This window comes from Sphingomonas sorbitolis, from assembly GCF_036663875.1.
In the GTDB taxonomy this organism is placed as follows: domain Bacteria; phylum Pseudomonadota; class Alphaproteobacteria; order Sphingomonadales; family Sphingomonadaceae; genus Sphingomonas.
The window spans coordinates 379,326-392,379 of record NZ_JAXOJS010000001.1 but is presented as its reverse complement, the minus strand read 5'-3'; the positions used below and the strand labels follow the sequence as shown (position 1 = coordinate 392,379).

Below are 13,054 nucleotides of genomic sequence, written 5' to 3'. Positions count from 1 at the left end.
ACTGTCGCCAGCTCGGCGCACATGGCATGAGCGACGTATGATTGACGATAGCCTTTTGTGCGTTTCGGGTCTTGCAAAGTCGGTGCCCGGTGGTCGCGAGCTGTTCCGCAATCTCGACCTGGTCGCTCAGCGCGGCCAGTTGATCGCGATCGTCGGCGAGAGCGGCGTGGGAAAATCCACGCTGCTCAACATCCTCGCCGGTCTCGACCGCGCCGATGCCGGGCATGTCGTGGTCGAGGGCGTCGATCTCGGATCGCTCGATGAAACCGCGCTGACCCGTCTCCGCGCGACGCGGGTCGGCTTCGTGTTCCAGGCGTTTCACGTCCTGCCGTATCTGACGCTGCGTCAAAACGTCGCTTTGCCGCTCGCGCTCGTGTCCGCCGATCGCAAGGCGCTCGCCGCGCGCGCCGACGATATGCTCGATCGCGTCGGTCTCGGCGCTCGCGGCGACGGCTATGCGCGCGATCTGTCGGGTGGCGAATTGCAGCGCGTTGCGATCGCTCGCGCGTTCGTCCATCGCCCCGCAATCATCCTCGCCGACGAGCCGACCGGCAATCTAGATCCCGATACCGCGGCAAGTGTTCTTGACCTGTTCTCAACGGCAGTCCGCGAGGACGGGGCCGCGGCGATCATCGTCACACATTCCGAAGCTGCCGCGGCGATTGCGGACGTCGTCCTGACACTGACCGCGACGGGTCTGGAACGACGGGCGTGAGCCTGGTGTCGGCGCGGCTTGCGCTGGGTTGGTTGATCGGCGGGGAATGGCGTGCGCACCCTGCCCGGCTTGCCCTCACGGCGGTTGCGATCGCGATCGGCGTGGCGCTCGGATTCGCGGTTCATCTGGTCAACGGGTCAGCGCTGACGTCGTTCGAAGGCGCGCTGCGGACCGTCAACGGCAGCGCGGACGTCCAGGTCAACGCGACCACTCCGCTGGGCTTCGACGAGGCGCTGTACGCCAAGGTCTCGACTGCGTCCGGCATCGCCGATGCAAGTCCGGTCGTCGTGCTACGCGCCACGGTCGGCAAGGCGCGCTTCACGCTGCTGGGTCTTGACGTGATTCGCGCGGCTCAGGTTACGCCGTCGCTGGTCGGCATCGCGCCCGCCGGGATCGACCGTCGCACCGACGACGCGTTCGATGAACAAGCGCTGTTCCTCTCGTCAGCGGCGATGCGCGCTATCGGCACCAAGCCGGGCGACAGGCTGACCGTCGCCGCCAACGGTCGGGCCACGCCGTTGCGCATTGCCGGTGCCCTCCCCGGCGTCGCGGAAGGCCAGGCGATCGGCGTCGTCGACATCGCCACTGCGCAGTGGCGGTTCGGCAGGCTGGGCCGGCTGGACCGGATTGACGTCAAGCAGGCAGATGGGGCGTCGACAGCCGCGCTCGCCACGATCCTGCCGCGCGACGCGACGATCGGGACCAGCGCGAGCGATGCCTCGCGCAGCGACGCGCTGTCGCGTGCCTATCGCGTCAATCTCGACATGCTCGCGCTCGTCGCGTTGCTGACCGGCGGCTTTCTGGTGTTCTCCGCGCAGTCGCTGTCGGTCGCGCGCCGGCTGCGGGCCTTTGCACTGATCCGCACGCTTGGCCTGCCACGCAACGGGATCGTCGCCACCGTCGCGCTCGAAGGTCTCGCGATCGGCGTGATCGGGGCGAGCCTTGGACTGCTGCTCGGTTATGCGCTCGCCTATGCCGCACTGACCCGGTTCGGTGGCGATCTCGGCGCAGGCTATTTCGCCGATGGCAGCGTCCGTCTAACCTTCGCCCCAGCCGCTGCGGTCGGGTTCTTTTCGCTCGGCCTGCTCGCAGCGGTCGCGGGCAGCGTCCTCCCGGCGCGCATCGCCGCCCGTGCCGCGCCTGCCGCCGCGCTGCGCAATGCGGGCGACGTGATCGATCCGCGCACGCCGGTACCCTGGATCACTGCCGCGGTCCTGATCGCGGTCGGCGGCGTCGCGGCGCTGATTCCGGCGATCGGCGGACTGCCATTGTTCGGGTTTGCGAGCATGGCGCTGATCCTTGCGGGCGGCATCGCCGGCATGCCCTGGCTCGCGCGGACGTTGCTGAGCCCCCTCGCCCGCCGCCCGGACCGCAACGTCGCGACAGGCCTCGCAATCCGTCATCTTCACGGCGCCCCCGGCCAGGCCGCCACCGCGCTGTGCGGGATCGTCGCCAGTACCGCGCTGATGATCGCGATGGCGGTAATGGTCACCAGCTTCCGCGGCGCGGTCGACGAATGGCTCGGCCAGATCCTGTCGGACGACCTGTATCTGCGGGTCGAGGGTGGCAACGGCTATGATCCCGCCGCGCAGGCGGTCCTCCGCGCGACGCCCGGCGTGGCCCGCATCGCGTTCAGCCGTCAGGTGCCGCTTACGCTTCGCGCCGATCGTCCGCCCGTGACGCTGATCGCCCGTCCGGTCGCTGACGGCGAGGATCCGACGCTGGTATTGCTCGACAAGGCCGAGCGTCTCCCCGCCGGCACGACACCGATCTGGCTCTCCGAACCTGCCGCCCGGCTTTATGGCTGGAAGGTCGGCGCACCCGTCACGTTGCCGCTCGCCGGTCGCTATGCGGTCGCCGGCATTTGGCGCGACTATGCCCGACAGCAGGGAGCGATAGTGATCCGCGACACCGACTATGCGAAGGCGACGGGCGACCTTACCCGCACCGAGGCGGCGATCACGCTTCGCCCCGCCGCCAACGCCCGCGAAGTCCAACGCGCGCTCGCCGCCCGCTCCCCTCGCGCGCTCGCCAGCCTGATCTCGATCGCCCAACCGGCGACATTGCGCCGCTACGCGCTCGAGCTGTTCGACCGCAGCTTCGCCGTCACCTATCTGCTCGAGGCAGTCGCGATCCTCGTCGGGCTGGCCGGGGTCGCCGCGACGATGTCTGCGCAGACCATCGCCCGCACGCGCGAGTTCGGCATGCTCCGCCACATCGGCGTCTCGAAACGCCAGATCATCGCGATGCTGGCGAGCGAAGGCGCGCTGCTCGGGCTGGTCGGTGGGATCGCCGGGATCGCGCTCGGCGGCATCATGGCGCAGGTCCTCGTCCACGTTATCAATCCGCAGTCGTTCAACTGGACGATGGCGACGCGGGTGCCCTGGGGCATTGTCGCCAGCGTCGCAGGCGCACTGGTCATTGCCGCCGCGGGAACCGCCACGCTCGCCGGACGCCGCGCGATTGCCGCCGACGCGGTCCGCATGGTCAGGGAGGATTGGTGATGCGCCGCTCGGTCAAATCCGTTCTCACCGTCGCCGCGCTCGCGCTGACCGCCGCGATGCCTACCGCGACCGACTATCCCGTCGTCCGCCCCGGCGCGCGCTTCGTCTTCCCGCGCGAGCACGGCGCCCACCCCGCATTCCGTACCGAATGGTGGTACGTCACCGGCCTGCTCAAGACGCGAGACGGCCGCGATCTCGGCTTCCAGATCACCTTCTTCCGCACCACACCCAAAACCGACGCCGCCAACCCGAGCAGGTTCGCGCCGAAGCAGATCCTGTTCGCGCACGCAGCCCTATCGGACCCGAGCATTGGCCATCTGCTCCACGGCGAGCGCGCGGCCCGAGCCGGGTTCGGCCTAGCCCAGGCGCGGATCGGCGACTCCGACGTGACCTTGCGCGACTGGCGGATCCGCCGCCTCCCCGACGGTCGCTTCGTCACCACCGTCGCGACGCCCGACTTCGCACTTGCGCTGACCCTCACCCCACGCCAGCCCCCGCTGCTCGAAGGCCAGGACGGCTACAGTCAGAAGGGTCCCCGCCCCGAGCAGGCGAGCTATTATTACTCGGTCCCGCACCTCGCCATCACGGGAAGCCTCACCCACGACAGGAAGGCGCAGCCGGTCACCGGCCAGGCGTGGCTCGATCGCGAATGGTCGTCGGATTATCTCGGCGGCGGTGCGGTCGGCTGGGACTGGACGGGGCTGAACCTCGACGATGGCGGCGCGCTGATGGCGTTCCGGATTCGAGGGGCTGGCGGCAAACAGGTCTGGGCCGGCGGCTCGCTGCGCCGCGCCGACGGGCGCGTCGTCCGGTTCGCGCCCGGCGACGTCCGCTTCGACCCGTTGAAGCAATGGCGCTCGCCGCGTACCGGCGCGCTCTATCCCGTCACGCAACGGCTTAGCATCCGCCTCCCCGAAGGTGTCCGCCGGTTCGACCTGAACCCGCTATTCGCCGACCAGGAACTCGACGCCCGGCGCAGCGGCATGCCGGTCTATTGGGAGGGCGCAGTCCGCACCAACGGCGGCAGCGGCTATCTCGAACTGACCGGTTACGCGGATCCGCTCAAGATGTGATCGTCTCGCGGCTCTGTCAGGAACAGCGCGAACGCCGCCACCGCCAGTACGCCACCGACCGCCATCGTCGCGGTCCAGCCGCCATGATACAGGCTAAACGACGCCAACATTGACCCCGCCGCACCGCCCAGGAACACGATGGTCATGTAGATCGCATTGATCCGCCCGCGCGCCTCGGGCGCGATCGAATAGATCACGCGCTGGCCGAGCACCTGGTTCAACTGCGTCGCAGCATCGAGCAGCACCGCCGCGAGCGCCAGCACGATCAGCATGTGCACTGCGCCCGCCCAGCCCGCGACCAGGCAGGCGAGGATAGCGCTGCCCAGCGCGATCCCGGTCCCCATCCTGATATAGCCGCGGTCCCCCAACCGGCCGGCGATCGGCGCGGTCAGCGCACCGCCCGCTCCCGCCAAGGCGAACAGCGCGATACCGCCCTGCCCGAGCCCGAACTGGCGCGCGAGCACCAGCGGCACCGCGGTCCAGAACAGGTTGAAGATCGCGAACATCGTCGCCTGATACGCCGTCCGCCGCCGGATCGCCGGCGTCCGCGCGAGCAGCCGGAAGCTCGACGCAAGGATCTGGCCATAGCCGAGACCCGGGCTCGGTCGCCGCTCGGGCAGCATCTTGGCCAGCAACAGCGCGAGTGCGACCATCGCCACCGCCGACACGGCAAAGATCGCGCGCCATCCGGCGATTGACGCGAGCCCGCTCGCCAGCGGCCGTGCCAGCATGATCCCGGTGATCAGCCCCGCCATGATGTTGCCGATCACCTGGCCGCGCTTGGCATCCGGGGCCAGATGCGCGGCGAGCGGCACCATGATCTGCGCACCGACCGAACAGAAACCGGTAACGAACGAGAACAGCAGGAAACTCATCGCGCCGGTCGAGAACACCACGCCAATCAGGCCGACCGTCGTCCCGGCGACCATCATAAGGATCAGTCGGCGATTTTCCACCAGATCGGCGAGCGACACGATCAGCAGCAGACCCGCGCCATAGCCGAGCTGCGTCAGCGTCACGATCAGCCCGGCGGTGCTGCCGTGAAGCCCGAGCGCCGGCGCGATCTCGCCGATCAGCGCCTGTGCGTAATAGAGGTTGGCCACCATCATCCCGCACGCGACCGCAAACACGGTGGTCAAAGCGGGCGTCATTCCGGAGGAAGTCTCGGGCGTCTTGCTGTCGGTATCCGTCATTGCGGTTGCGTTTACGGAAATGCCATCGCCCGCGCTAGCGTAGCATCTGGAAACCTGTCGCGACCCTCGCTAGGCCGATCCGCATGGATACCGATATCGCCATCGCCCGCAGCGTCGCGCTGCGCCCTATCGCCACCATCGCGGACGGCCTCGGCATCCCCGACGCGGCGATCGAGCCTTACGGCCGCTTCAAGGCAAAGATCGCGCTCGACTGGCTCGAAACGCGGAAGTCGGGCGCGAAGGGCCGCCTGATCCTTGTCACCGCGATCAACCCGACCCCGGCCGGCGAAGGCAAGACGACGACCTCAATCGGTCTCGCTGACGCGCTGCGCCACACCGGGCGCAAAGCGGTTCTCGCGCTCCGCGAACCCTCGCTCGGGCCGTGCTTCGGCACCAAGGGCGGCGCGACCGGTGGCGGCCGTGCGCAGGTCGCGCCGATGGAGGACATCAACCTTCACTTCACCGGCGACTTCCACGCCATCACCGCGGCGCACAACCTGCTCGCGGCGATGATCGACAACAATATCCACTGGGGCAACGCGCTCCAGATCGACGTTCGCCGCGTGGTCTGGCGCCGCGTGCTCGACATGAACGACCGTGCGCTCCGCGACATCGTCCAGTCGATCGGCGGCGTCGCCAACGGCTATCCGCGCGAATCGGGCTTCGACATCACCGTCGCCTCCGAAGTGATGGCCATCCTCTGCCTCGCCAACGACCTCGCCGACATGGAACGCCGGCTCGGCGATATCGTCGTCGCCTACACCCGCGACCGCAAGCCCGTTACCGCGCGCGACCTGAAGGCCGACGGCGCGATGGCGGTGCTGCTGGCGGAGGCGATCAAGCCGAATCTCGTCCAGTCGCTCGAAGGCACGCCCGCGTTCCTCCACGGCGGCCCGTTCGCCAACATCGCGCATGGCTGCAACTCGGTGATCGCCACGCGCGCCGCATTGTCGTTGGGTGATTACGTCGTCACCGAAGCCGGCTTCGGCGCGGACCTGGGCGCCGAGAAGTTCTTCGACATCAAGTGCCGCCAAGCGGGGCTCGCCCCCGACGCGGTCGTGATCGTCGCAACCGCGCGCGCGCTGAAAATGAACGGCGGCGTTGCGAAAGCCGACCTCGCGCAGGAAAATGTCGACGCGGTCCGCAAGGGTGCAGTGAACCTCGTCCGCCACATCGAGAACATCCGCCAGTTCGGCGTCCCCGCGATCGTCGCGATCAACCATTTCTACACTGACAGCGACGCCGAGATCGCGGCGATCGTCGAGGCCGCTGCCCAGCACGGTTCGCGCGCGATCCTGTGCCGGCATTGGGCCGACGGGGGCGCGGGCGCAGTCGAACTGGCCGACGCGGTCGCCGAGATCTGCGAGACGCATGGTGGCGGGTTTGCGCCGATCTATGGCGACGAACTGTCGCTGTTCGACAAGATCGACACCGTGGCGCGGCGGATTTATCGCGCGGAGCATGCGGTCGCGGAGCCGAGCGTGCTCGCGCAACTCAAGCGCTGGGAGGATGCGGGCTACGGCCATCTGCCCGTTTGCCTCGCCAAGACGCAGTATAGCTTCTCGACCGATCCCGCTCTGTTGGGCGCGCCGACCGGTCACATCGTGCCGGTCCGCGAAGTCCGCCTCGCCGCGGGTGCAGGGTTCGTCGTCGCGATCTGCGGCGAGATCATGACCATGCCGGGCCTGCCCCGCGTGCCAGCGGCGGAGGCGATCCACCTGAACGCCGAAGGGCTGATCGAGGGGCTGTTCTGAGGCCCCAGATGCTACCCTCTCCTCCGTCATCCTGACGAAAGTCAGGATCCAGGGTAACCGTCGGCGCCCTTCATGGCTCTGGATCCTGACTTTCGTCAGGATGACGCGGGCGGGGCGTCAGTCTCGCATGACGACCAGACCGTCCGGCCCGACCGCGACCGACAACCCGACATAATCGACCACCGTCGGATGTGACGTCGCGACACCGTGCGAATGCGTGGCGGTGATAACCAGCACATCCGCCCCCGCCGCTTCACCCGCCGCAATCCCTGCGGCGGCGTCCTCGAACACGAGGCAATCGCCCGCCGCAACGCCGAGCCGTTCGGCCGCGACGAGGAAGCAGTCCGGTGCGGGTTTGCCGTTGGGGATGTCGTCGGCTGCGATCATGGTGGCAGGCATCGGCAGGCCGGCAGCCTTCAACCGGACTTCGGCCAACGCCCGCGGTGCCGAGGTGACGATCGTCCAGCGTTCGGGTGGCAGGCTGGCCAGGAACGCAGCCGCCCCGGCGATCGGTTCGATGTCGTCGACATCCTCCATCTCGGCGGCAGTGATCGCCGCGGCTTCGGCGACCGGGTCGACGCCGGGGAGGTTCAAGCGGCGGACCGTCTCGACCGATTGCACGCCGTGGATCGTCGGCACGAACGTCGCGGCGTCGAGGCCATGTGCGATTGCCCATTTGGTCCAGGTGCGCTCGGCCGACGCGATCGAGGTGAGGATCGTGCCGTCCATATCGAACAGAAAGGCGGCGTAGCTGCGGGTCGGGAGAATCATGCGGGTGCTCGTGAGGGAGGTTGGCGGGTGGGGCAAGGCGATTTGGTTCTCTGCACCATCCCGGCGAAGGCACCACCCCGGCGAAGGCCGGGGCCCAATTGGCATGTCAGAGGTAACGACGCGCTACCCTTGATGAGCATCGTTCCCCAATTGGGCCCCGGCCTTCGCCGGGATGGTAGTAGTTGCGGTTGCGGTTGCGATGCAGCGGAACCTACCACACAAAGAAAAGGCCGCTCCGGTTTCCCGAAGCGGCCTGTATTCTCACATCAAGCCAAAGCTTAGATGTCATCACCGAGTGCGCCCTTGACGCTGCCCTTGACGTTCTGCGCAGTGCCCTTGGCCTGCTGCGCTTCGCCTTCGGCTACCAGCTTCTCGTTGTCGGTCGCCTTGCCGACGGCTTCCTTGACGTTGCCTGCAACCTTGTTGCCTGCTGCTGCGACCTTGTCGGTGAACTCGCCCATCAGAGCCTCCACTTGCTTTTGCGGGCCCGCCAACCGGGCCGCTTGAACTTGCTAAGGTATAACGGCCGTCTTTACCGTGGGTTCCGTGACGTTTGCGTCATGACATATGTTTCAAATCAACCCCGCCAGCGGGCTCGACGGATCGGCATAGCGACGCTGCCCCATCCGCCCGGCACGGTACGCGAGCCGCCCCGATTCGACCGCGGCCTTCATCGCCGCCGCCATCATCAACGGGTCCTTCGCCTCTGCAATGGCCGTGTTCATCAGCACGCCGTCGCAGCCGAGCTCCATCGCCACCGCAGCATCCGACGCGGTGCCGACGCCGGCGTCGACCAGCACGGGCACCCCTGCCCCCTCGACGATCAGCCGAATCGTCACGCGGTTCTGGATGCCGAGGCCCGAGCCGATCGGCGCGCCCAGCGGCATGATCGCGACCGCGCCGGCATTCTCCAGCCGCTTGGTGGCGATCGGATCGTCGATGCAATAGACCATCGGCTTGAAGCCCTCGTTGGCGAGAATCTCGGTCGCGCGCAGCGTCTCGACCATGTCGGGATACAGCGTCTTCGCCTCGCCGAGCACTTCGAGCTTCACCAGCTCCCAGCCGCCCGCCTCGCGCGCCAGTCGCAGCGTGCGAATCGCCGATTCGGCGTCGAAGCAGCCGGCGGTGTTGGGGAGGTAGGTGATCTTCTTGGGGTCGATGAAGTCGGTCAGCATCGGCGCGTTGCGGTCCGAAACGTTGACGCGGCGTACCGCAACCGTGACGATCTCCGCGCCCGACGCCTCGACCGCGGCGGCGTTCTGCGCGAAGTCCTTGTACTTGCCGGTACCGACGATCAGCCGAGACTTGAACGTCTTACCCGCGACCGTCCAGCTGTCCTCGTGGTCGCCACCACCGACGAAATGCACGATCTCGAGGTCGTCGCCGTCCTCGACCATCACATCGGCCAGTGTCGAGCGCGGCACGACCTCCATGTTCCGCTCGACCGCGATCTTTTCGGGTACAAGGCCGAGTTCGGTCGCGAGTCCCGCTAGGCTCAACCCGGCCGTCACCCGCTTGTGTTCGCCGTTGACGGTAATGGAGACGGTACCATCGGAGTGGGGCATGCAAAACTTTCCGTTCGTTGCGAGCCCCTCGACATGGCTCGGGACAGGCTGATCGAGAAACCACCCGTCCGCTGCTTGTCTCATGTCTCGACTTCGCTCGACACGAACGGGTAAGGGTGGGACGACGCATATAGGGGGTCGTTCGCAGCCCCCGCAACCAGGAGCTGCCCTTGCCAGATACCGTCACTGCGACAGTGTTCGTCCTGAACGGCCCCAACCTCAACCTGCTGGGAACGCGCGAGCCGGAAATCTATGGCGACGAGACGCTCGACGATATCGCCGGGATGCTGGAGGATCGCGCGCGCGAGCTCGACCTGGAGATCGACATGCGCCAGTCGAATCACGAGGGGCACCTCGTCGACTGGATCCAGGAGGCGCAGGCGCGCGGCGCGAAGGCCGTGATCCTCAACGCGGGCGCGTTCACGCATACCTCGGTCGCGGTGCACGACGCGATCAAGGGCGTGAAGACTCCGGTGATCGAAGTGCATCTTTCCAATCCCCATACGCGTGAATCGTTCAGGCATGTGAGCCTGGTCGGTCAGGCAGCGAAGGGCACGATCGCGGGTTTCGGCGCGCTTTCGTATCTGCTCGCGCTTGAAGCCGTCGCACGGTTCTGACAGGAGGCCCCGCCATGAACGATACAACCGAAAACACCGGTGCGATGCAGGTCGACGTGACCCTGGTGCGCCAGCTCGCCGAATTGCTCGACACCACGCAGCTGACCGAGATCGAAGTCGAGGACGGCTCGCGCCGCATCCGCGTCGCGCGCAAGGCCGCCCAGGCAGCCCCCGTCGCGCATTACGCGCCGGCGCCCGCTCCTGCCCCCGTCTCGGCACCATTGTCGATCCCGCAGGCCGAGGTCGGCGCGTCCGCCCCCGCGATCAGCGCGAGCGCGGTCAAGTCGCCGATGGTCGGCACCGTCTATCTCGCAGCCAATCCCGAGGCGAAGCCGTTCTCGACCGTCGGCCAGAAGGTCAATGCGGGCGACACGCTGCTGATCATCGAGGCAATGAAGGTGATGAACACGATCGTCGCGCCGTCGGCCGGCACCGTGACCGCGATCCTGGTCGAGAACGGCCAGCCGGTCGAGTTCGACCAGCCGCTGGTCGTGGTGGAATAATGCCGCAAATCAAGAAGCTGCTCATTGCGAATCGCGGCGAGATTGCGCTGCGGATCCACCGTGCCTGCCACGAGATGGGGATCAAGACGGTCGCGGTGCACTCGACCGCCGACGCCGACGCGATGCACGTCCGGCTCGCGGACGAGGCAATCTGCATCGGACCGCCGTCCGCTGCGGACAGCTATCTGAACATCCCGAACATCATTTCGGCCGCCGAAATCTCCGGCGCAGACGCGATCCATCCGGGTTACGGCTTCCTCAGCGAGAACGCGCAGTTCGCCGAGATCGTCGAGCTGCACAACATCCTGTTCGTCGGGCCGAAGCCCGAGCACATCCGCACGATGGGCGACAAGGTCCAGGCCAAGCGGACCGCGGGCGCACTCGGGCTGCCGCTCGTCCCCGGTTCGGACGGCGCGATCAGCGACATCGCCGAGGCCAAGCGCATCGCCGAGGACATCGGTTATCCGGTGATCATCAAGGCGGCATCGGGCGGCGGCGGTCGCGGCATGAAGGTCGTCAACGACGCCGACGATCTCGAAACGCAGATGCAGCAGGCCGGCAGCGAGGCGAAGGCCGCGTTCGGCGACGCCACCGTCTACATGGAAAAATACCTCGGCAACCCGCGGCATATCGAATTCCAGATCTTTGGCGACGGTGAGGGTAACGCGATCCACTTGGGTGAACGCGACTGCTCGTTGCAGCGCCGCCACCAGAAGGTGCTTGAGGAAGCGCCCTCGCCGATCATCACCGCCGAAGAGCGCGAGCGGATGGGCGGGATCGTCGCCAAGGCGATGGCCGACATGGGCTATCGCGGCGCGGGGACGATCGAGTTCCTGTGGGAAGCGGGCGAATTCTACTTCATCGAGATGAATACCCGGCTCCAGGTCGAGCATCCGGTGACCGAGATGATCACCGGGCTGGACCTGGTGCGCGAGCAGATCCGCGTTGCCGAGGGTCATCCGCTGACGCTCCGTCAGGAAGACGTCCAGTTCCGCGGCCATGCTATCGAATGCCGCATCAACGCCGAAGACCCGCGCACGTTCGCGCCGTCGCCGGGGTTGGTGAAGGTGTATCACGCGCCGGGCGGGATGCATGTGCGCGTCGATAGCGGGCTGTATGCGGGGTATCGCGTGCCGCCATACTACGACTCGATGATCGCCAAGCTGATCGTCTACGGGACGACTCGGCAGGGTGCGCTGCGACGGTTGCGGCGGGCGTTGGAGGAGATGGTGATCGAGGGTGTCACGACGACGATCCCGCTGCACCGTGCGCTGCTCGACGATCCGGAGTTCCAGGAGGGCGCGTACACGATCAAGTGGCTGGAAGAGTGGTTGGCCAAGCAGGGGGCTTAACCCTCCCACCTCATGCGTCATCCCAGCGGAAGCTGGGATCTCCCGCTTGGTTTGCGGTGCGACCCGAACGGGGAGATCCCAGCTTTCGCTGGGATGACGGAGGTAGAGCGGGATGACGGGGCGTCAGATGATAACGGAGCATTCGTGAAGGCGACGATTTACCACAACCCGCGTTGCTCCAAGTCCCGCGAGGCGCTCGCCCTGCTGCAGGAAGCCGGGGCGGACGTCACGATCGTCGAATACCTCAAGACCCCGCCCACCCGCGCGGAACTCGTCCGCCTCTACGACCGCGCAGGCATGACCCCGCGCCAAGGCCTCCGCATGGCCGAAGATGGCGCCAAGGCGATCAAGCATGGCGACGCCGAGGCGATCCTCGATGCGATGATGATCGATCCGCTGCTGATCGAACGCCCGCTGGTCGAGACCGACAAGGGCGTCCGGCTCGGCCGCCCGATCGCGCGGCTGCACGAAATCCTGTGATCGGCTCCCCTGCCCTTACATTGCGCACGCACCGCCCAGGTGCCGCAATTTCGGGCAGTGAAATCAACGATATTCCGCGGTTGCCCGAGGGCGCTGCGGCTGGCACGCTTGGTGCAAGGCGCCCTTCAGGGCGGACGGCTCGCTCGCAAGGGCGAGGGTTTCAACGACAATCGGGGGCGTACCTGTGAAAAAGATCGAAGCCATCATCAAGCCGTTCAAGCTGGATGAGGTGAAGGAAGCGCTGCACGAGATCGGCGTGAGCGGCATCACCGTGACCGAGGCCAAGGGTTTCGGCCGGCAGAAGGGCCACACCGAACTGTATCGCGGCGCGGAATATGTCGTCGACTTCCTCCCGAAAGTGAAGCTCGAGGTCGTCGTCGAGGACGGTCTGGCACAGCGCGTCGTCGAGGCGATCGCCGCGGCTGCGCAGACCGGCCGGATCGGCGACGGCAAGATCTTCGTCATCCCGGTCGAGAGCGCGCTTCGCATCCGCACCGGCGAGCGCGACGACGACGCTATCTAGTTCC

The 13,054-nt window shown here is 67.0% G+C and carries 13 protein-coding genes; 9 read left to right on the top strand and 4 right to left on the bottom strand.

What is annotated here, in order from left to right:
* The first annotated feature begins 37 nt into the window (after positions 1 to 37).
* From U1763_RS01555 to U1763_RS01545, 3 genes are read left to right on the top strand one after another with little or no spacing between them, the layout of a single operon-like run.
* Positions 38 to 715 (top strand): ABC transporter ATP-binding protein, encoded by a 678-nt coding sequence (locus tag U1763_RS01555; protein WP_332753812.1) that lies wholly within the window; start codon positions 38 to 40, stop codon positions 713 to 715.
* Complete coding sequence (locus U1763_RS01550; RefSeq protein WP_332753811.1) at positions 712 to 3,219, top strand: FtsX-like permease family protein; 2,508 nt, start codon at positions 712 to 714, stop codon at positions 3,217 to 3,219. The genes U1763_RS01555 and U1763_RS01550 overlap by 4 nt, the downstream gene beginning before the upstream one ends.
* The gene (locus U1763_RS01545) at positions 3,219 to 4,292 is read left to right on the top strand and encodes a lipocalin-like domain-containing protein (RefSeq protein WP_332753810.1); all 1,074 of its coding nucleotides are present in this window, start codon (positions 3,219 to 3,221) and stop codon (positions 4,290 to 4,292) included. The genes U1763_RS01550 and U1763_RS01545 overlap by 1 nt, the downstream gene beginning before the upstream one ends.
* Here the strand turns inward: U1763_RS01545 and U1763_RS01540 are convergent.
* Positions 4,268 to 5,485, bottom strand: coding sequence for an MFS transporter (locus tag U1763_RS01540; RefSeq protein WP_332753809.1), 1,218 nt, complete (start codon positions 5,483 to 5,485; stop codon positions 4,268 to 4,270). The two genes, U1763_RS01545 and U1763_RS01540, sit on opposite strands and share 25 nt — an antisense overlap.
* A gap of 83 nt (positions 5,486 to 5,568) precedes the next feature.
* Here U1763_RS01540 and U1763_RS01535 point away from each other — a divergent pair, with 83 nt between their 5' ends.
* Positions 5,569 to 7,239 (top strand): formate--tetrahydrofolate ligase, encoded by a 1,671-nt coding sequence (locus U1763_RS01535; RefSeq protein ID WP_332753808.1) that lies wholly within the window; start codon positions 5,569 to 5,571, stop codon positions 7,237 to 7,239.
* Positions 7,240 to 7,356: 117 nt separating this feature from the next.
* On the opposite strand, the gene U1763_RS01530 is transcribed toward U1763_RS01535, so the two are convergent.
* From U1763_RS01530 to thiS, 3 genes are all read right to left on the bottom strand, one after another.
* A complete protein-coding gene (locus tag U1763_RS01530; protein ID WP_332753807.1) occupies positions 7,357 to 8,010 on the bottom strand; it encodes an HAD-IA family hydrolase in 654 nt (217 codons plus the stop codon).
* Positions 8,011 to 8,288: 278 nt separating this feature from the next.
* Positions 8,289 to 8,471, bottom strand: coding sequence for a CsbD family protein (locus U1763_RS01525; RefSeq protein ID WP_056050734.1), 183 nt, complete (start codon positions 8,469 to 8,471; stop codon positions 8,289 to 8,291).
* Positions 8,472 to 8,582: 111 nt separating this feature from the next.
* Positions 8,583 to 9,575 (bottom strand): sulfur carrier protein ThiS, encoded by a 993-nt coding sequence (gene thiS, locus U1763_RS01520; RefSeq protein WP_332753806.1) that lies wholly within the window; start codon positions 9,573 to 9,575, stop codon positions 8,583 to 8,585.
* A gap of 170 nt (positions 9,576 to 9,745) precedes the next feature.
* On the opposite strand from thiS, the gene aroQ reads away from it, so the two are divergent.
* The 5 genes from aroQ to U1763_RS01495 all read left to right on the top strand — a co-directional run bounded on the left by aroQ (position 9,746) and on the right by U1763_RS01495 (position 13,050).
* On the top strand, positions 9,746 to 10,192 hold the full coding sequence (gene aroQ / locus U1763_RS01515; RefSeq protein ID WP_132896360.1) for a type II 3-dehydroquinate dehydratase: 447 nt from the start codon (positions 9,746 to 9,748) through the stop codon (positions 10,190 to 10,192).
* Between the two features lie 14 nt (positions 10,193 to 10,206).
* Positions 10,207 to 10,695, top strand: a complete 489-nt coding sequence (accB, locus tag U1763_RS01510; RefSeq protein ID WP_107955192.1) for an acetyl-CoA carboxylase biotin carboxyl carrier protein — start codon at positions 10,207 to 10,209, stop codon at positions 10,693 to 10,695.
* The gene (gene accC, locus U1763_RS01505) at positions 10,695 to 12,047 is read left to right on the top strand and encodes an acetyl-CoA carboxylase biotin carboxylase subunit (protein ID WP_056490598.1); all 1,353 of its coding nucleotides are present in this window, start codon (positions 10,695 to 10,697) and stop codon (positions 12,045 to 12,047) included. Before accB ends, accC begins: the two co-directional genes overlap by 1 nt.
* Before the next feature lie 144 nt (positions 12,048 to 12,191).
* On the top strand, positions 12,192 to 12,527 hold the full coding sequence (locus U1763_RS01500) for an arsenate reductase family protein (RefSeq protein ID WP_332753805.1): 336 nt from the start codon (positions 12,192 to 12,194) through the stop codon (positions 12,525 to 12,527).
* 184 nt (positions 12,528 to 12,711) lie between these two features.
* Positions 12,712 to 13,050: a P-II family nitrogen regulator gene (locus U1763_RS01495; protein ID WP_055875939.1), complete on the top strand. Its 339-nt coding sequence runs from the start codon at positions 12,712 to 12,714 to the stop codon at positions 13,048 to 13,050.
* Positions 13,051 to 13,054 lie beyond the last annotated feature (4 nt).